The organism is Amycolatopsis sp. lyj-112, from assembly GCF_046549055.1.
Lineage (GTDB): Bacteria > Actinomycetota > Actinomycetes > Mycobacteriales > Pseudonocardiaceae > Amycolatopsis.
In genome coordinates this window covers 283,724-301,371 of the sequence record NZ_JAJPWS010000006.1, presented here as the reverse complement: position 1 = coordinate 301,371, position 17,648 = coordinate 283,724, and the positions used below count along the sequence as shown (strand labels likewise).

Sequence of the window (17,648 nt, the reverse complement as noted above, 5' to 3'; positions counted from 1 at the left end):
GGAACCGGTGGACTTTCTGAAGCGCTTAAGTCATTCTGGGGGAACAGGAATCGAAAGGGGACTGGGGTCTATGCGTGACCGTACGGCCGTTTTCGTCGTGTTCGCGCTCAACGGGGCCGCGCTCGGCTCGTGGGCACCGCGGACACCGGCGCTCTCGGAACGAGTGGGTGCTTCACCGGGTGTGTTCGGCCTCGCCCTGCTGGGGGCCAGCGTCGGCATGCTGATCGCGGCGTCGGTGTCGGGCAGGCTGATCGAGCGGCACGGCGCCCGCGCGGTGGTCGCGGGCAGCACGATCATCGCCTGCGCCGCCCTGCCGATGATCGGCTTTTCGTCGTCGGTCGCCCTGCTGGCGGGGGCGTTGTTCGTGCTCGGCGCGAGCGTCGGCGCGCTGGACGTCGCCATGAACGTCGCCGGCGTCGAGGTGGAAAGGCGCCTCGGGCGCGCCATCATGCCGACCCTGCACGCAGGGTTCAGTTTCGGCGCGCTGGCGGGTTCGGTCGCCGCCGGGTTCGCCGCCTCGCACGAGTGGTCGCCGGGCAGGCATCTCACCGTCGCCGCGTTGAGCGCGCTGGTCGTGCTCGCCTTCGTCGTCGCGGCCGTGCCCGGTGCGCGGCCGGCGCACGCCGAGCCGATCGAGAAACCGCGGATACCGCCCGCCAAACGTCCCGTGCTGTGGCTGCTGGCCGCCGTCGCGCTGTTCTCGGCGATCGCGGAGGGCGCGAGCTCGGACTGGTCGGCGTTGCTGATGACGTCCGCCCATGGCGTCGGTGAAGGCCCGGCCGCGTTCGCCTATGCCGGGTTCGCGCTGGCCATGGGACTCGCCCGGCTTGCCGGCGCCTGGCTGCAAGAACGCTTCGGCGCGACCCGCGCGCTGGTGATCGGCGCCGGGATCGCCGCCGCCGGATTGGTGCTCGCCGCGCTCGCTCACCTGCCGGTGTTCGGCTTCGTCGGTTTCGCGCTGGCGGGCGCCGGACTGGCCGCGGCCTTCCCGATCGCGTTGAGCCTCGCGGGTGCTTCGGGCAAACGCGCCGACGGCACCGGAGGGGAACGGGAACTGGCCTTCGTCACCGCGATCGCCTACACCGGATTTCTCGCCGGGCCGCCGCTGATCGGCGGAATCGCGCAGGTGACGTCGCTTTCGGTGTCGTTCCTGTTCGTCGGCCTCACCGCCGCGTTGATCGTCCCGGCCGCCCTGGCCGCCGCACGGGCGAAGAAACGGGAGGAGGAGTCCGCGCCGGTCGCCCGTTGACATCCTCGCCGACACGCGGGCAAGCTTGTCCTCATAAACTGAAATGAATGCGATTCGTTCGCTGTTTCAGGGTGGCTGATCCGGGGAGGAGCGGCGTGAGGGTGCTGATGCTCGGCGGTGGCGTAGGGGTCCTGACCGGCCGTCACCAGGTCCCCGGGATCCCGGCCAGGCTGGTGCAGACCACGTTGCCCCGGCTCGTGCTGGTCCCGGTGGTGTTCCGGCTGGCGATGCTGGTGCAGGCGCTGTGGACGGGCGGTGCCGGCACGTCGCCGGCGCTGTGGGCCCTCGTCGCGGCGCACCTGGTGCCGAGCCTCGCCGAAGTCGTCTGGATCTTCCGCCGGTCCACCCGCGACCCGGCGAGCGCGCGGCTGGTGCCGGTGGCCGACGCCGGGTTCGCGGTGCTCCTGACCGTCGGGGCCGCGCTCGTCGCGACGCCCGGACAGGACGACGCGATCACGTCGATCACCTGGACTCACCTGATGGGCACGGTGATGGTCTGGACCCTGCTGCGCGGCGCGCTGGCGGGGGCGCTCGTCATCGGCGGTGCGGTGGCGCTGCACTACGCGGTGGCCGCGGTCTCCGGCGCCGCACCGCTCGTGCTCGCCGTCTTCCTGACCCTCGGGACCGCGCTGGCGGCGTCGCTCGCGATCGTCGGCCTGCTCGGCGCGTCGATGCGGTTCGCGCTCGGGTTCGGGGAACAGCAAGGCCGCGCGGCGGAACGGGAACGGCACCGCCGCGACGTCCACGACACCGTCCTCCAGGTGATGGAGTCGTTCGCGATCCCCGCGCCCGCCGACGAACTCGACCCGGCCGCCAGCCTCGACCGGGTCCGCCGCACCGCCCGCGCCCAGGCGATGCGCCTCCGGATCAGCCTCGAACACGAACCCGCGACGTCCACCGGGCTGCACCAGCGGCTACGGCTGCTCGCCGCCGAGATGGCCGCGGAAGGACTTCGGGTCGAGGTCGTCGTCCAGGACGACTGCGGTCCGGGCCTCGCCGAGGAAACGGCCATGGCCCTGCACGACTCGGCCAGGGAAGCCCTGCGCAACACGCTGAAGCACTCCGGGACCAGGCGCGCCGTCGTCAGCATCGAGGAGATCGGCGGCGGGATCTCGCTGACCGTGCGCGATCACGGCGCCGGATTCGACGTCGGCGCCCGCCCGTCCGGGTTCGGCCTGGAGAACTCGATCATCGCGCGGATGGCCGAGATCGGCGGCCACGCGCGAATCGAGTCCACCCCCGGGCTGGGGACCCGGGTGTCGCTCCTGGCGCCTTCAGTCCTGAGTCTCCCCGTCGGGTGAGTCCCGCCACTGACGGAACGGGCGGTTCAGCGTCCACTTGTCGCCTTGCCGCTCGACGACCCGGTATTCGCAGGTGGTCGGGTTGGACAGGGACTCGAAAAGCTCAATGCTCCAGCCGAAGAGCCGACGGCACAGCAACCGGATGGTCAGCCCGTGCGAGACGACCAGCACGGTCTCGGGGTGATCTTCGCCGCAGGCCGCCAGCTCGCTGAGGAAGGCCGCGACCCGGTCGTCGACGTCGGCGCCGGATTCGCCGAAGGGGAGCCGGTAGAAGAAGTGCCCGAACTCGTGACGGCGCTGCTTCTGGACCTCCTGCTCCAGCGGTTCCTGAAGGTTGCCCCAGTCCTGCTCCCGCAGCCTCGGCTCCGGCACGATCCGTTCGCAGGCGCCGCGGATGTCCAGCAGCCGCAACGTTTCCCGCGTCCGCAGGTACGGGCTGACGTAGACCGCCGGGCGCTCGCCGCCGAGGAGTTCCCGCAGCTCAGGGCCGGCGCGGCGCGCCTGTTCGCGGCCGACGTCGGTCAGCGGGAGGGCGTGGTCGGGGATCCGGGTGTAGGCGAGCTCGTCGACGTTGCCGAGTGACTCGGCGTGCCTCAGCAGGATGATCCGCACGCCGCCATCTTGCCCCTTGCGCGTCCGGCATACCCTCGTGACGTGCCTGCAGACCCCGTGACGAAACCGGCCGCACCCTCGCGGAAGGCCGGTGTCCTGCCGCTGGTGTCCATCGGGGCGCTCCTCGCCGCGGTGGTGGCCGTCGGCCTGGTCGCGCTGACCGGCGGCGCCGGGTACGTCATCGCCGGTCTGCCGGATCCGGGGCTGGTGACGCGCTACGGCATCACCGTCGCGCGAGTGCTCGCCGAGGCTTCGTCGATCCTGTGCGTGGGTTCGCTGCTGCTCGCCGCGTTCCTCGTCCCGCCGCAGAAGTCCGGCACGCTCGCGGCGGACGGGTACGCCGCCATCCGCGTCGCCGGTATCGCCGCGTGGGTGTGGTTCGCCGCCGCCGCCTCGTCCATCGTGTTCTCCGCGGCCGACGGCGCCGGTCGGCCGTTCGCCGAGGTGCTCTCGCCGGAGGTGCTGGTCGCCCTCGTGGACGCCATCGAGCAGCCCAAGGCGTGGCTGTTCACCGCCCTGATCGCGCTGCTGGTCGCCCTCGGCTGCCGTCTCGCGCTGACGTGGGGCTGGACGGCGGTGGTGTTCTTCCTGTCCGTCGGCGGGCTGATCCCGGTCGCGGTCACCGGGCATTCCGCGAGCGGCGGCTCGCACGACATGGCGACCAACAGCCTGCTGTACCACCTGATCGCCGCCGCGCTGTGGGTCGGCGGCCTGGTGGCGCTGCTCGCGCTCGGCTGGCGCCGGGGCGAGAACCTGAAGCTCGCCGCGACCCGCTTCTCCAAGCTGGCGCTGGTCTGCTGGATCGTGATGGCGATCTCCGGCGTGGTCAACGCGCTGGTGCGGATCACGATCGCCGACCTGTTCACCACCGACTACGGCCTGCTCGTGATCGCGAAGGTCGTCGCGCTGCTGCTGCTCGGCGTTTTCGGGCACCAGCAACGGCAGCGCGGGGTCGCCGGGCTGGTGAACGGCGCGGGCGGCGGGCAGCTGCTGCGGCTGGCCGCGGTCGAGGTGCTGATCATGTTCGTCACGATCGGCATCGGGACGGGACTCGCGAAGACCCCGCCGCCGCAGGAGTCGTTCGTCCAGCCGTCGACGACGGAACTGCTGATCGGCTACGACCTCTCCGGCCCGCCGTCCGTCTGGGCGCTGCTCACGGACTGGCGGTTCGATCTCGTCTACGGCACCCTCGCGATCGTTCTCGCCGGTCTGTACCTGGCCGGTGTCCGGCGGCTGCGACGTCGTGGCGACGCCTGGCCCCCCGGCCGGACGATCGCGTGGCTCGCGGGCTGTTCCGTCCTGCTGATCGCGACGTCGTCCGGGATCGGGCGGTACGCGCCCGCGATGTTCAGCGTGCACATGGGCAACCACATGCTGCTGTCCATGGTGACGCCGGTGCTGTTCGTGCTCGGCGGGCCGGTGACGCTGGCGCTGCGCGCGCTGCCCGCCGCGGGCAAGGACGGCCCGCCCGGGCCCCGCGAATGGCTGCTCGCGGCCGTTCACTCGCCGATTTCCCGGTTCTTGACACATCCGGTGGTCGCGCTCCTGCTGTTCGTCGGCTCGTTCTACGGCCTGTACTTCTCGGGCCTGTTCGACTCCGCGCTGAACTACCACTGGGCGCACCTGGCGATGAACGCGCACTTCCTGCTGGCCGGCTACGTCTTCTACTGGCCGGTGATCGGCGTCGACCCGGCGCCGCGCCGGATCCCGCCGCTGGGACGGCTGGGGATGATGTTCGCCGCCATGCCGTTCCACGCGTTCTTCGGCATCGCGCTGATGAGCATGCAGACCGTGCTCGGCCAGGACTTCTACCGCTCGCTGAAGCTGCCTTGGGTCACCGACCTGCTGACCGACCAGCGGCTCGGCGGCGGGATCGCGTGGGCGTCCGGTGAGGTGCCGGTGCTGCTGGTGCTGGTCGCGCTGCTGGTGCAGTGGGCGCGTCAGGACGAGCGGGAGGCCCGGCGGCGGGATCGCCGCGAGGACGCCTCGGGTGACGCGGATCTGACCGCGTACAACGCGATGCTGAAGAAACTCGCTGATCCGGTCCGGGGCCCGGATCAGGACGAACGCAATGAGAGGACCCAACGCGGCTCGTAGCACATCCCCCTGACGGTTCCGGGTTTTCCGGCCGAGTTGTCCACAGGAAGCCCCCATCTCCCGGAGTTGTCCACAGATCCGGATCGGGCCCCCTTCCGTCCCTTGATCCACGGCAGGCTGGGTTCCAGCGAAAACGCCGGGATCGGCCCGGATCGAGGGAGAAAGGCGAGTGTGATGGCGATGGGCGAGACGTGGGTGACCATGGTCGGCAATCTGACGAGTGAACCGGTCCACCATCCGGAACGCGTGCACGGGCACGACATCGTGTCGTTCGGCCTGATGAGTGTCGAACGTCGGTATGACAAGGAAAGAGGGGAGTGGGGCGAGGGGCGGCAGCTCGCGGTCAAGGTCACCTGCTGGCGCAAGCTGGCGATGACGACGTTCTCCTGCCTGAGCAAGGGGGATCCGGTCATCGTGGCCGGGCGGCTTCGCGGCGCCGAGACGGCCGAGGAGATCCCCGCACCTCTCGGTCTACCTGAGCTTGAGGCCTTCTCCATCGGCCCCAACCTCGCGCGGTGCTCGGCCGAGATCCGGCGGCCGGCCCGTGACCAGGTACGGCGGGCGCCGGTACCCTCGCCACCTCCGGGGAATCCCATGGTCACCGCGCTGGAAGACGCACCCGCGGCCTGAGGGAACCGATGCTCACTCAGTGATATCGGGCTGACTGACGGTAGTTCGGTGGTGACCGCCGTCAAGGCCGGGATCGGCTCGCTCTACGATCGCGGGTATGGCCGAGTTCATCTACACCATGAAGAAGGTGCGCAAGACCGTCGGGGACAAGGTCATCCTCGACGACGTCAGCACCGCGTTCTACCCCGGCGCCAAGATCGGCGTGGTGGGTCCCAACGGCGCGGGTAAGTCCACCGTTCTGAAGATCATGGCGGGGATCGAGCAGGCCAGCAACGGCGAAGCCTTCATCCAGCCTGGCGCGAGCGTCGGCATCCTCATGCAGGAGCCCGAGCTCAACGAGGAGAAGACGGTCCGCGAGAACGTCGAGGAAGGTCTCGGCGAGATCAAGGTCAAGCTCAATCGCTTCAACGAGGTCGCCGAGCTCATGGCGACCGACTACAGCGACGAGCTGATGGAGGAGATGGGCAAACTCCAGGAGGACCTCGACCACGCCGACGCGTGGGAGATCGACTCCGCGGTCGAGCAGGCGATGGACGCCCTTCGCTGCCCGCCGCCGGAGGAGGAGGTCACCCACCTCTCCGGTGGTGAGCGACGCCGTGTCGCGCTGTGCAAGCTGCTCCTGTCCGCGCCCGACCTGCTCCTGCTCGACGAGCCCACCAACCATCTGGACGCCGAAAGCGTGCTGTGGCTGGAACAGTTCCTCGCGAACTACGCCGGCGCCGTCCTCGCGGTCACTCACGACCGGTACTTCCTGGACAACGTCGCGCAGTGGATCATGGAGCTCGACCGCGGCCGCGTCGTCGGCTACGAGGGCAACTACTCGACGTACCTGGAGAAGAAGGGCGAGCGTCTCGCCATCCAGGGCAAGAAGGACGCCAAGCTCGCCAAGCGGCTGAGGACCGAACTCGACTGGGTCCGGTCGAACGCCAAGGCGCGCCAGACCAAGTCGCGGTCCCGTCTCGACCGCTACGAAGAAATGGCGGCGGAGGCGGACAAGCACCGCAAACTCGACTTCGAAGAGATCCAGATCCCGCCGGGCCCGCGTCTGGGCAGCGTGGTCGTCGAGGTCGACAAGCTGCGCAAGGGTTTCGACGACCGCGTGCTGATCGACGGGCTGTCGTTCGACCTGCCGCGCAACGGCATCGTCGGCGTGATCGGGCCGAACGGTGTCGGCAAGACGACGCTGTTCAAGACGATCGTCGGGCTCGAGGAGCCGGACGACGGCGTGGTCAAGATCGGCGAGACGGTCAAACTGTCCTATGTGGACCAGAACCGTGGCGGTATCGACCCGAAGAAGACGGTATGGGAGGTGGTTTCGGACAAGCTGGACTACATCCACGTCGGGCAGACCGAAATGCCCTCACGTGCCTACGTCAGCGCGTTCGGTTTCAAGGGTCCGGACCAGCAGAAGCCGGCGGGCGTGCTCTCCGGTGGCGAGCGCAACCGGCTGAACCTGGCGCTGACCCTCAAACAGGGCGGGAACCTGATCCTGCTCGACGAGCCGACGAACGACCTGGACGTCGAGACGCTGGGTTCGCTGGAGAACGCTCTCGAGCAGTTCCCCGGCTGCGCCGTGGTCATCTCACACGACCGGTGGTTCCTCGACAGGGTCGCGACGCACATCCTTGCCTGGGAAGGTACCGACCAGAACCCCTCGCAGTGGTTCTGGTTCGAAGGTAACTTCGAAGGCTACGAGAAGAACAAGATCGAGCGTCTCGGTGCCGAGGCGGCTCGTCCGCACCGTGTCACCCACCGCAAGCTGACCCGCGACTGACGGCCGGGGGTTCCCCGTGGAAGCCAGCAAGCGCCAACGGCCGGGCCCACCCACCGCCATGGTGGGTGGGCGCACGGCTGCCACCGGGGGAACCTTGTCCGCTGTCGGAAGGCTGATCGAGCGAGCGGACGCCCTGCATCTGAGGGCGCCCGAACTCGCGCTGGTCCTCGGGGAGCGCGCGGCCGCGCTCGCCGAGGCTGCCGGTGCCGACGAGCAGTGGATCCGTGCGGAAAGCCTGGTGGTGACCGCTCGGGTCCGGCTCGGTGGCCGCCCCCGGACGGTCGGCCGGGCGGTGGCCGCGTTGCGGGCCGCCGAACACGCGGGCTACGGCGACATCGCCGCACGGCTGCGGATCGACCTCGCGGTCTGTGCGCGCAGTGTCGGCGTCCCGCTGACGGGTCTTGCCGCGCTCCGGCCGCTGCTGGCGGATCCGGCGGTCTCGCCGGTTCACCGGGCCGAGGCGCTGTGTCATCTCGTGGGCTGCCTCGCGCAGTTCGGCCGGAAGGCCGAGCTGGACCGGGTGCTCGCCGAGGCGGACAAACTCGTCCTCGGCGACGGCTCGCTGTCGGCGGATTCGCAACTGATGCTTCGCGCCATGCTGCGGGTCGGGGTGTCGGCGCACCGCCGTCGTCACGGCGACCTGACGTCGGCGGCCGACGCCGCGCGGACCGGGCTGGGCATGCTGGAGAAGCTGGGCAACCCCGGCGACGACGGTGGTCTCGTCCGGATCAGGCTGGCTCTTCAGCTCGTGTGCACGCTGCTGGACCGCGGCGACGCCGAGATGGCGCTCGAGATCGCCCAGCCGATCCTCGCCGCGCCCGTCCGGGCCGCCGGGATCGCGCCCGCCGCCTGGCTGCGGCTGGCGGTGGCCACCCGTGTCCTGTTGCCTTCGGGATCCGGTGAGGCCGCGGGCATGCTCGTGCGCGAGGCGGTCGGCGCCACCGAGGACCACCGGCTGCACGCGGTCACGGCGCGGCTGTGGCTGGAACTCGCGCAGATCGAAGAACGACTCGGCCGGGCCGAAGAGGCCATCGGCTGCCTGCACCGTTCGCGCGCCGCCGAGCACCTGCACGCGCGGGCGCGACGGCAGGCGTGCAACGTCCTGATCGGTGAGTTCGGCACCACCGAGAACACCGAAGTCGACCTCGACGACGTCCTGCGAGTCGTCGCTTCGCGTCCTGCCCGCAGCGAGGTTCCCGCGCCCGCGCCGGCCGAGGTGACCGCGGTGATGCCGCCGATCGTGGAGCCCGTCGAGCCGCCGAAGCGGCATACGGCCGAGCCCGTCGAGCCGTCGCGTCCTGTGGAGAGTCCCGCGCCTCCGGTGAAGAAGGCCGTCGCCGAGGCGCCGGTGCTGAAGCCGCCGACCCGTCCGGAGCCGCCTCGTGAAGCCGCGGCCTCGGCGAGCGACTGGCGACGACGGGTCCCGGAAAAGCCGCCGCAGCCCAAGCCGACGATCAGGTACGAACCCAGTTTCGAGCGGACCCCGCCGCCCGAGCCGAAGCTGATGCCGCCGCCGAAGCCTCCCCGTGAGCCGGCACCACGGCCCGAACCGGTGTCCAGGCCCGAACCCGCGCCCGGTCGCCGGAGCCGTCCGGAGGCCCCGGCCGCTCGCGACACTCCGGTCATCCGGTCCGAGCCAGCGGTCCCCGCCGCGCGCCGGCGCCCCGAAGTGCCCACCCGTCACGCAGAGCCCACGCCTGCGCCCGTACCCGCGCCTGCCCCGGAGCCGATGGTCCCGGAACTGCTCCTGGCCCCCGAGCCCGCCGCCGAACCCCGGCCGCGGATCGCCCGGGAGTCCGAAGTGCTGCGCCCGCCGGGGACGGCCGCCCCGTTGTGGGAGAGCGACGAGTGGGCGGCCGAGGAACGCGCCCGCCGGTCCGCCGCGCCCGTGTCACGGAAGACCAGGCACGACGCCGAACACGGTTCGGTGGCGGCGAAATCGGTGCTGGACCGGCTCGGGATCTCGGGCAGCGGCGCACAAGGTGGCGGCCGCCGTCGCGCGGACCACAGCGCCGACCACGGGGCAGACCACAGCGCCGACCACCCAGGGGAGCCCGAGGACCACACGGCGACCGAACCGGTCCGCCGGGAGCCGGCACCCCCGCCACCACCGCGCGCCGAACCCGCCGTCCCCCTCGCGCCGCCGCCCCGGGAAGACCCGCCCGCGCCGCCGCGCTACGCCGCCGCCGCTCAGCAGCCGGTCCAAGACGAGGTCGCGGACCCGTGGCTCCCGCGCCTGCGGATGCCGCCCGCGCTGGATCCGCTCACCGACACCGGTTCCTGGCGGCCGATCACCCCCTTCCCGGAGAGCTACGCCCGCGCGATCGCGGAAGACGAGCCGCCGCCGGACGCCGGTCTCGCCGACCTGCTCGCCCGCGCGCTCGCCGAGCACCAGGCGGGGACCGCGAGCGCCGCCGCGCTCGTGAAACAACTCGGCTCCCAGGACTCGGGAAAGCGTCCCGTCAACGGCCGGGATCGCCACCGCACCAACGGAAGCGACTGACCGGCGAGAGCAAAGGTCCCTTGCTCCCACCGGGGTTCGGATCGATCGAAACTAGAACGATTCAGTTCGCCCGGATCGAGAATTCGAGGTTTCTCCGAGCGGGAATGGGGCGCTGGTCATGCCCGGTGCGGCCGGTCGCGCGCGGGGCCGGACAGACCGCGTATGTGACCCGCCAGTAGCTGAACCGATCACGGCGATTCCGCTATCTGAGCAGGGAAATCTTCGACGACCGGGAATGACCGGGCCTTGTCGGGCCGACTGTCCAAAGCTGTAGGTTGGGTCTGGTCCGGCACAGAGTCGTGCCGGTCGCGGTGTCAATCTCGCTACAGTGGAGAGTTGTCTCAAATGAGCTCGACGGGAGTCTCGTCCCTGCCCGGAAAAGATGTCGGCACCGAAGACGGCGCTCGGCGCCGGTCGGCGAACCCGGAGCAGATCCGGGACGATCTGATCGATGCCGCCGCCGCGTACGCGCCCGAGATCGGCGACCTGATCCGCCTGTACTACCGGCATATCCCGGCCGAGGAGATTCTCGGTGACGACCCGGTCGACCTCGTCGGAGCCGTCCGCTCGCATCTGCAGCTGGCCAAGGACCGGATGCCCGGCCGGCCCGCGGTACGTCTGCTGAACCCGACCGGCCCGGAAGACGGCTGGACGCGTGAGGCCACCGTCGTGCAGGTCGTCACGGACGACATGCCCTATCTGGTCGATTCCGTCGCCGCCGAGTTCGCTCGCGACGGGGTCCAGGTGCAGCGCATCGTGCACCCGATCGTCGTGGTCAGCCGCGATCTCACCGGCGAACTGCAGGCGGTCCACCCGGACGCCGACCCGGCCGAGCCGCCGGCGAATTCGGCCGCCGAGTCGTGGATGTACATCGAGATCGATCTGGTGACCGACCCGAACCGCGCCCGCGAGCTGGACAACCGGCTTTCCTCGGTGCTGGGCGATGTCCGCGAGGTCGTCGAGGACACCGACAAGATGGCGGAGACGGCGCGCCGTCTCGCCGACGAACTGGACGAGGCCCCGCCCCAGCTGCCCACACGTGAGGTCGCCGAAGGCGCCCGGCTGCTGCGCTGGCTGGCCGACGGCCACTTCACCTTCCTCGGCTACCGCCGCTACGAACTGATCGACAGCCCCCACCCCGACAGCGACGAGCCGGCCTTGCGCGCGGCGCTCGCTTCCGGTCTCGGCGTCCTGCGGCAGGACAGCCTGGCCGCGCGCAGCCTCACCGCCGGTCCCGACACGGCCTCGACGGCGCTCGCGCCGACGCTGCTCGTGCTGACCCAGGCGAGCGCGCCGTCCACGGTCCACCGCCCGGTGTACCCGTACTACGTCGGCGTGAAGACGTTCGACGACAACGGGACCGTCACCGGCGAGCACCGCTTCCTCGGCATGTTCACCACCACCGCCCTGCACGAGAACGTGCTGGACATCCCGGTGGTGTGCAACCGGGTCCGCGAGGTCATCCACCGCGCGGGCTTCCCGATGGAGTCCTTCTCCGGCCAGCGGATGCTCGAGGTGCTGCAGAACTGGCCGCGTGCGGACCTGTTCTCGGCCGACACCGACTCGCTGTACTCGACGACGACCGGCGCGATCACGCTGTCGGATCGCCGACGGCTGCGGCTGTTCCTGCGCCGTGACCCGTACGGCCGCTTCTTCTCCTGCCTGGTGTACCTCCCGCGTGACCGCTACACGACCCGTTCGCGGCTCGCGATGCAGGAGGTCCTGCTCGAGGAACTCGAAGGCACACAACTGGAATACAGCGCGCGCATCGGTGAGACGGTGCTCGCGCAGGTGCACTTCATCGTGCACACCGATCCCTCGCAGCGGTCCGAGCCGGACACCCTGCGCATCCAGGAACGGCTCAACGAAGCCGTCCGCGGCTGGGACGACCGGATGGTCGAGGCGATCCTCGCCGAGCGCCGCGAGCGCGCCGGCGACAGCGGCGTCGCGATCGGCCTGCTGGGCGAGGAGTCCGCGGGTGAACAGGGTCAGCGGTTCGCCGCGGTGTTCCCCGAGGGCTACAAGGAGGACTTCAGCGCACTCGAAGCGCTCGCGGATCTGCGCGCCCTGGAGGCGCTGACCGACGAGGGCGACCTCTCGATGTCGTTCTACCTGCCGGCCGACGCCGAGGCGGGGGAGCGGCGCTTCAAGCTGTACCTGCGCGGCGAGGGCATCACGCTCTCGCAGGTGTTGCCGGTCCTGCAGCGGATGGGCGTGGAGGTCGTCGACGAGCGGCCCTACGAACTGCGCCGCGAAGACGGCGGCCGGTCCTGGATCTACGACTTCGGCCTGCGGATCGACCCGCAGGTGCTCGACCACGCCGACCTGGACCTGCGCGTCCGTTTCCAGGACGCGTTCCACGCCGCCTGGCGGGGTGATTGCGAGGTCGACGGCTTCAACGGGCTCGTCCTGCGCGCCGGGCTGACCTGGCGCCAGGCGGCCATCCTGCGGGCCTATTCGCGCTACCTGCGCCAGACGAAGATCCCGTTCTCGCAGGAGTACATCGAGAACACCGTGCTCGCGCACACCGACATCGCGACCGCGCTGGTGCGGCTGTTCGAGACCCGGTTCGACCTCTCGCTCGGCGACGAGGTGCGCGCCTCGCAGGGCGAGCAGCTGACCGCCGAGATCGGCAACCTTGTCGACGAGGTGACCAGCCTGGACGAGGACCGGATCCTGCGGCGGCTGATGGCGGTCGTCCTCGCGACGCTGCGGACGAACTACCACGTCACCGACGCCGACGGGAATTCCCGGCAGTACCTGGTGCTCAAGCTCGACCCGAGCGCGGTGCCGGAACTGCCCGAGCCGCGGCCGAAGTACGAGATCTTCGTGTACTCGCCCCGGATCGAGGGTGTGCACCTGCGCTTCGGCGACGTCGCGCGCGGTGGGCTGCGCTGGTCCGACCGCCGGGAGGACTTCCGCACGGAGATCCTCGGCCTGGTCAAGGCGCAGGCGGTCAAGAACGCCGTCATCGTGCCCGTCGGCGCGAAGGGCGGATTCGTGGTGAAGCGCCCGCCGTCCCCGACCGGTGACCCGGGACTGGACCGCGACGCCCAGCTGAACGAGGGCATCTCCTGCTACCGGATGTTCATTTCCGGCCTGCTGGACGTGACCGACAACCGCGTCGAGGGCAAGACCGTGCCCGCGCCGGGCGTGGTCCGCCACGACGGCGACGACAGCTATCTCGTGGTCGCGGCCGACAAGGGCACCGCGAAGTTCTCCGACATCGCGAACGAGGTCTCGGGGATCTACGACTTCTGGCTCGGCGACGCCTTCGCCTCCGGTGGTTCGGTCGGCTACGACCACAAGGCCATGGGCATCACCGCGAAGGGTGCTTGGGAGAGCGTCAAGCGCAACTTCCGTGAGCTGGGCAAGGATTCCCAGACCGAGGACTTCACCGTCGTCGGCATCGGCGACATGGCGGGTGACGTCTTCGGCAACGGGATGCTGCTTTCGGAGCACATCCGGCTGGTGGCCGCCTTCAACCACCTGCACATCTTCCTCGACCCGAGCCCGGACGCGGCTTCCTCGTTCGCCGAGCGCCGGCGGCTGTTCGACCTGCCGCGCTCGTCGTGGGAGGACTACGACCGCGCGCTGATCAGCGAGGGCGGCGGCATCTTCTCGCGGTCGGCGAAGACGATCCCGCTCAGCCCGCAGATCCGCGAGGCACTCGGTCTCGGCGAGGACGTCACCACGCTGGCGCCGAACGACCTGATGCAGGCGATCCTGCTGGCTCCGGTCGAACTGCTGTGGAACGGCGGTATCGGCACCTACGTCAAGGCCGAGAACGAGACCCACGCCGACGCGGGCGACAAGGCCAACGACGGCTTGCGCGTCAACGGCAATCAGCTCCGCGTCAAGGTCGTCGGCGAGGGCGGGAACCTGGGCCTGACCCAGCTCGGCCGGATCGAGTTCGCCCGCTCGGGCGGCAAGATCAACACCGACGCGCTCGACAACTCCGCCGGTGTCGACTGCTCCGACCACGAGGTCAACATCAAGATCCTCCTGGATCACCTGGTCTCGACCGGATTGTTCGGTGCCGAGCAGCGCAACGAGCTGCTGGAGCAGATGACCGACGAGGTCGGCGACCTGGTGCTGGCCGACAACTACCGGCAGAACGCGGTACTCGGGGTCAGCCGGGCACACGCCGGGCCGATGGTCTCGGTGCACCAGCGGCTCGTCGCGGCACTGGTCGCGAAGGGCGCTTTCGACCGGAAGCTCGAAGCGTTCCCGAGTTCCGCGGAGTTCCGGGCGCTGGAGAAGGCGGGCGACGGCCTCACGTCGCCGGAGCTGGCGACCCTGCTCGCGCACGTCAAGCTCGACCTCAAGGACGAGCTCCTGGCGAGCGAACTGCCGGAGTCCGAGGTCTTCTCCCGACGTCTTCCGGAGTACTTCCCGAAGCCGCTGCGGGAACGGTTCGGCGACGCGATCTTCCAGCACCCGCTGAAGCGCGAGATCATCACCACGATGGTGGCCAACGAGGTCGTCGACGGCGCCGGGATCTCGTATGTCTTCCGCCTGATGGAAGAGATGAACGCGACCGCGACCGACGCCGTCCGCGCGTACGCCGTGGTCACCCACGTGTACGACCTGCCGTCGCTGTGGGCGCAGATCGACGCGCTGGACAACGTCGTGCCGACCGAGGTCGCGGACGAGATGATGCTGGAGACCCGCAGGCTGCTCGACCGGGCCGCCCGCTGGTTCCTCACCAACCGGCCGCAGCCGCTGGCCCCGCTCGCCGAGATCAACCGGTTCGGCCGGGTCGTCGGCGAGCTGGCCCCGCGGGCACACGAACTGCTACGCGGGGTGGAGTGCGCGTCGGTGGACGCGAACGCGGAACGCATGGTGGAGAAGGGCGTCCCGGCGGAACTGGCCGAGCGCGTGGCGCTGCTGCTGCACACCTACGGCCTGCTCGACGTCACCGACGTCGCGGAGATGGCCGAGCAGCAGGCCGGGATCGACGCGGTGCACACCCCGGCGGAGACCGCGGCGCTGTACTACGCGCTGTCCGATCACCTCAGCGTCGACAAGATGCTGACCTCGATCAGCGGTCTCGAACGCGGCAACCGCTGGCACGCGCTCGCGCGGCTGGCGCTGCGGGACGACGTGTACGGCTCGCTGCGGGCGATCACGCTGGACGCGTTGAGGCACAGTGATTCGGGCACCGGCCCGGATGAGAAGATCGCGCACTGGGAGAAGACGAACGCTTCGCGGCTGCAGCGGGCGCGGGTCGCGCTGGACGAGATCAGCGAGTCCGGCAAACTCGACCTGGCGACGCTGTCGGTGGCGGCGAGGCAGATCCGGAGCACGGTGAGGTAGTGAGCTACATTTCCCTGGTCCGGCCACGCTGGTCGGACATGGACGTCTACGGGCACGTCAACCACGCGAATCTGGTGACCTTGCTCGAAGAGGCACGGATCCCGCTGCTGTTCGGTGACGCCGTCCGTGCCGGTCTCACCGAGCTGCCCAAGGGCATCGTCGTGGTGAAGCTGGCCGTCCATTACCGTTCGCCGATCGTGGTGTCCGATCAGGACATCCGGGTGGAGATCTCGTTGAAGGACTTGAAGCACGCCAGCTTCACCCTCGACTACAAGGTGCACGACGGGCCGGCCGGGACCGACAAGGTCGCGGTCACCGCGGAGACGGTGCTGGCCCCGTTCGACACCGGGTCGGAGCGCCCGCGGCGGCTGACCGAGGACGAACGCGCCTTCCTGGAGAAGGGGTTCGCGGATGCCTGAGCTCGTCATCCCGGACGCCGGTGACCGCGAGACCCTCGGGGCGTTCGTGGCCAGGGCGGTCCGGCTCGACCAGAACACGCTGGTGCGGCTGCGTCAGCGTGGCGACGGCGTCGTCGAGGCATGGAGCACGACCCCGTTCGAGGTCCTCGCGACCAGGGCCGTCGCCGGGGACATCACGCCGTCGGACATCACCGTGTCCGGGAACGAGCTGCTCGCCGCGCTGACCGTGGCCGGTGGCGTGCGGATGGATCCGGGCCCGGCCCGGGACCTGATGTGGCATTCGGAACTGCCCGCTCCGGGGCGCTGGCAGCTGGTGGACGAACTGCCGGCGACGCTGATCTCCGAACTGGCCGACCGCGGGGTCACCCTCGCCCGCGACAACGCCGGCCCGCACGGCAACCCGCCCGCGTCGCTGATGGACCAGGCGGTGCTCACCGTCACCGGCGGCGAGCAGGAGATCAAGGTCCAGATGCGGTGCCTGTTCGCGCTGTCCGGGATGGGTTTCCTCGACTCGTCGATCGCCGATGACGTCGTCCGTGTGACCGCGACGGAGTCCTGGATGCGCATCGACGCCCGCTACGGTGCCGTCCTCAAACGCCGCCACGCGCTCCTGCCGCTGCTGTTCTGACGGGTTTCTTACCGCCCCGCACCGCGGGTGGCTTCCGGCCGCCCGCGGTGTCAGGCTGTCCCCATGAGTGACAAGGACGGGGACGACCCGACCGCGGACTTCCTCGCCGAGGTCCGGCCGGAGGAGACTCCCTGGCGGACCGAGCGGCCGCCAGGCGAAGAGGCCGCGGAACGCGCCGAGCGCCCGGAGAAGTGGGGCCGCGCCAAGTCCGCCGGACGGGCGGCCGCGCAGGCCGCGCCCTATATCCAGGCCGCCGCGCTGACGACCTGGATCGTCTCGGGTGCCGTCGACGACTCAGGCGACTCCGGCTTCGGTGACATGGGCTCCTCCGGCGACGCCTGACCCCCCCGCGATTAGTCCTCTAGTCGCGGTAGTTCGCGATGCCAACCACCGCAACTAGAGGACTACTTGCGTAGGGGCTAGAGCTTTCCTCGCATCGTTCGCATGCGCTCGATCTCGGCGGACTGGCCGGTGATGACCTCCTGGGCCATCTCCTGGGCCTTGATCTCCACACCCTTGCCCAGCTGGGTCTCGGCCATGGTCAGCGCACCCTGGTGGTGCGCGATCATCAGGTCGAGGAACAGCTTCTCGAACGCCGGGCCGCTCGCCGCGCGCAGATCCGCCAGCTGGGCTTCCGTCGCCATCCCCGGCATGAGCGCGTGGTCGTGCCCGCCGCCGTGACCTTCGTGGCCGGCACCCGGCACCGGCTTGCCGCGGTCGGCCAGCCACGTCTTCATCATGGCGATCTCGCCGTCCTGGGCCACCGAGATCCGGCCGGCGATCGCCCGGATCTGCTCGTTCGCCGTCTTGCCCGGCACCAGGTCGGTCATCACCTTCGCCTGCTGGTGGTGGGGGATCATCATCGTCATGTACTCGACGTCGGCCTCGTTGGGCTGCTCCCGGTTCACCTGACCGGGAGCGACGGTGCCCGCCGGTTCACCCGGCTTCCCGGGCACGATCACCGGTGCGCTCTGCGCGGGCGCGGCGGGGGATTCCTCACTGGCGCAGCCCGAAACTACGAAAGCGGCAGCGACCAGCGCAGATGTCAAACTTTTTTTCATCCCGGGAGATCCTCCATTGGTCGGTATCTGCTGAGCCTAAATAAGTAATAAGGTG

The 17,648-nt window shown here is 70.0% G+C and carries 12 protein-coding genes; 10 read left to right on the top strand and 2 right to left on the bottom strand.

From position 1 onward, the window contains the following. Nucleotides 1–70: 70 nt before the first annotated feature. Together ACLJRL_RS22480 and ACLJRL_RS22475 are read left to right on the top strand one after the other, a co-directional pair. The gene (locus ACLJRL_RS22480; protein WP_410658206.1) at nucleotides 71–1,249 is read left to right on the top strand and encodes an MFS transporter; all 1,179 of its coding nucleotides are present in this window, start codon (nucleotides 71–73) and stop codon (nucleotides 1,247–1,249) included. 101 nt (nucleotides 1,250–1,350) lie between these two features. Next, the gene (locus tag ACLJRL_RS22475) at nucleotides 1,351–2,550 is read left to right on the top strand and encodes a sensor histidine kinase (protein WP_410658300.1); all 1,200 of its coding nucleotides are present in this window, start codon (nucleotides 1,351–1,353) and stop codon (nucleotides 2,548–2,550) included. Here ACLJRL_RS22475 and ACLJRL_RS22470 read toward each other — a convergent pair. After that, nucleotides 2,524–3,162 (bottom strand): histidine phosphatase family protein, encoded by a 639-nt coding sequence (locus tag ACLJRL_RS22470; RefSeq protein ID WP_410658205.1) that lies wholly within the window; start codon nucleotides 3,160–3,162, stop codon nucleotides 2,524–2,526. The two genes, ACLJRL_RS22475 and ACLJRL_RS22470, sit on opposite strands and share 27 nt — an antisense overlap. A gap of 42 nt (nucleotides 3,163–3,204) precedes the next feature. On the opposite strand from ACLJRL_RS22470, the gene ACLJRL_RS22465 reads away from it, so the two are divergent. The 8 genes from ACLJRL_RS22465 (at nucleotide 3,205) to ACLJRL_RS22430 (ending at nucleotide 16,874) form a co-directional block, all read left to right on the top strand. Further along, the gene (locus ACLJRL_RS22465; protein WP_410658204.1) at nucleotides 3,205–5,259 is read left to right on the top strand and encodes a cytochrome c oxidase assembly protein; all 2,055 of its coding nucleotides are present in this window, start codon (nucleotides 3,205–3,207) and stop codon (nucleotides 5,257–5,259) included. Between the two features lie 180 nt (nucleotides 5,260–5,439). Further along, a complete protein-coding gene (locus ACLJRL_RS22460; protein ID WP_410658203.1) occupies nucleotides 5,440–5,889 on the top strand; it encodes a single-stranded DNA-binding protein in 450 nt (149 codons plus the stop codon). Between the two features lie 97 nt (nucleotides 5,890–5,986). After that, on the top strand, nucleotides 5,987–7,663 hold the full coding sequence (ettA, locus tag ACLJRL_RS22455; protein ID WP_410658202.1) for an energy-dependent translational throttle protein EttA: 1,677 nt from the start codon (nucleotides 5,987–5,989) through the stop codon (nucleotides 7,661–7,663). Between the two features lie 16 nt (nucleotides 7,664–7,679). After that, nucleotides 7,680–10,166, top strand: coding sequence for a hypothetical protein (locus ACLJRL_RS22450; RefSeq protein WP_410658201.1), 2,487 nt, complete (start codon nucleotides 7,680–7,682; stop codon nucleotides 10,164–10,166). Between the two features lie 345 nt (nucleotides 10,167–10,511). Next, on the top strand, nucleotides 10,512–15,485 hold the full coding sequence (locus ACLJRL_RS22445) for an NAD-glutamate dehydrogenase (RefSeq protein WP_410658200.1): 4,974 nt from the start codon (nucleotides 10,512–10,514) through the stop codon (nucleotides 15,483–15,485). Next, nucleotides 15,485–15,904, top strand: coding sequence for an acyl-CoA thioesterase (locus ACLJRL_RS22440; RefSeq protein ID WP_410658199.1), 420 nt, complete (start codon nucleotides 15,485–15,487; stop codon nucleotides 15,902–15,904). The genes ACLJRL_RS22445 and ACLJRL_RS22440 overlap by 1 nt, the downstream gene beginning before the upstream one ends. Further along, on the top strand, nucleotides 15,897–16,532 hold the full coding sequence (locus ACLJRL_RS22435) for a hypothetical protein (RefSeq protein WP_410658198.1): 636 nt from the start codon (nucleotides 15,897–15,899) through the stop codon (nucleotides 16,530–16,532). Before ACLJRL_RS22440 ends, ACLJRL_RS22435 begins: the two co-directional genes overlap by 8 nt. A gap of 63 nt (nucleotides 16,533–16,595) precedes the next feature. Next, nucleotides 16,596–16,874, top strand: a complete 279-nt coding sequence (locus ACLJRL_RS22430) for a hypothetical protein (protein ID WP_410658197.1) — start codon at nucleotides 16,596–16,598, stop codon at nucleotides 16,872–16,874. A gap of 77 nt (nucleotides 16,875–16,951) precedes the next feature. Here the strand turns inward: ACLJRL_RS22430 and ACLJRL_RS22425 are convergent, their stop codons facing one another. Continuing rightward, complete coding sequence (locus ACLJRL_RS22425; RefSeq protein ID WP_410658196.1) at nucleotides 16,952–17,593, bottom strand: DUF305 domain-containing protein; 642 nt, start codon at nucleotides 17,591–17,593, stop codon at nucleotides 16,952–16,954. Nucleotides 17,594–17,648 lie beyond the last annotated feature (55 nt).